General features: G+C 60.0%; 2 protein-coding genes and 1 pseudogene. 2 read left to right on the top strand and 1 reads right to left on the bottom strand.

Going from position 1 to position 1,627, the window contains the following annotated elements; translation table 11 throughout:
• Positions 1 to 215: pseudogene (locus tag A2I95_RS36380) on the top strand (glyceraldehyde-3-phosphate dehydrogenase); the annotation flags it as partial.
• A gap of 43 nt (positions 216 to 258) precedes the next feature.
• Here the strand turns inward: A2I95_RS36380 and A2I95_RS36375 are convergent.
• The gene (locus A2I95_RS36375) at positions 259 to 654 is read right to left on the bottom strand and encodes a DUF6524 family protein (protein ID WP_291737367.1); all 396 of its coding nucleotides are present in this window, start codon (positions 652 to 654) and stop codon (positions 259 to 261) included.
• A gap of 161 nt (positions 655 to 815) precedes the next feature.
• Here A2I95_RS36375 and A2I95_RS36370 point away from each other — a divergent pair.
• Positions 816 to 1,627: adenylosuccinate synthase (locus A2I95_RS36370; protein WP_291737366.1), on the top strand; the 812-nt coding region annotated here is incomplete at its 3' end.

Raw genomic sequence — 1,627 nt, 5'->3', positions numbered from 1 at the left:
CGCTGCGCGCCAGCGTCGACCGCTCCGCGGTTCTGGGCTGGACGGAAAGCCCGCTGGTGTCTTCGGACCTGCGCGCACGCCCAGAATCGCTGGTCATCGCAGGGCCGGAAACACGGGTGATTCAGGATCGGCAGCTGCGTGTCTTTGGCTGGTACGACAATGAATGGGGGTTTTCCGCCCGTATGCTGGATGTGGCCCGGTTGATGGCCGCGTAAATTGGTGTGGTCGCAATGACTTCAACACATCAGGACGAGAGGCTTATTCGTCCACATCATCCATATCGGCCTGCCCGGACAGGGCGCGGCGCACGTGGCTCCAGCTGAGACCGATGCCCAGCACCACCGACAGCGCCAGTATCCCCAGCCAGACATTCACCGTTGGATTGTCCAGCTGCAACAGACCCAGATCGTACAGCACCCACAATAGCGCTGCGACGACGGACAACACCAGAAACATACCGAATCCCCCGATCGACCGAATGGTGGCGCGCAGGTAGATGATATAACCGATTGCCAATAGCAAACCGGCGAGAACCGCAATCGACAGTCGGGATTCGTAATTGTCCACCGACCAACGGACATAATTCCATTGGGTCGGGTTATAGGTCAGCGCCAACAGCGCAAACGCGAACATCCACCTGAAAAACAGCCCGATCATTCCAATAGCCCATCGTTTTTTGCCCAGAATCGCCCATTCACGGGCCTGTGTCCAGTCCTTGGGTGTCCGGATCGGGGTGTGCGTCGAAATTACGGTTCCCTCGCGGGTGTGGCGTCGTTATACGGAGGCCGGTTTGAACCAGCATCAAAGGACCGGATATGGCCAATGTCGTCGTGGTCGGCGCCCAATGGGGTGACGAAGGTAAAGGCAAAATCGTGGATTGGCTCAGCGAACGCGCTGACGTCATCGCCCGATTCCAGGGCGGGCATAACGCCGGTCATACGCTGGTGATCGACGGCAACGTCTACAAGCTGCACGCGCTGCCCTCGGGTGTGGTGCGCCGGGGCAAGCTGTCGGTCATCGGCAATGGTGTGGTGCTGGACCCCTGGCACCTGATGAAAGAGATCGCCACGGTTCAGGCGCAGGGTGTTGAGATCACTCCGGAAACCCTGATGGTTGCGGAAAACACACCGCTGATCCTGCCGCTGCATGGCGAATTGGACCGGGCGCGCGAAGAGGCAGCCTCGAAAGGCACCAAGATCGGCACCACCGGCCGCGGCATTGGCCCGTGTTACGAGGACAAAGTGGGCCGCCGTGCGATCCGTGTGGCCGATCTGGCCGATGAGGCGACGCTGATTGCCCGCGTTGACCGCGCGCTGCAGCATCATGATCCGCTGCGCAAGGGACTGGGTGTTGAGGCAGTTGACCGTGATGCACTCATTGAGCAGCTGAAAGAGATCGCACCGAAAATCCTGCCCTATGCCGCACCGGTCTGGAAAGTGCTGAACGAGAAGCGCAAGGCGGGCAAGCGGATCCTGTTTGAGGGTGCACAGGGCGCGCTTTTGGACATTGATTTCGGAACCTATCCGTTTGTGACCTCGTCGAACGTGATTGCGGGCCAGGCGGCAACCGGCGTGGGCATCGGGCCGGGTTCGATCGACTATGTGCTGGGCATTGTGAAGGCCTATAC

It is taken from the genome of Leisingera sp. F5, assembly GCF_001593695.1.
The sequence above is the reverse complement of the archived record's forward strand: the minus strand, read 5'-3'. Positions and strand labels throughout refer to the sequence as shown.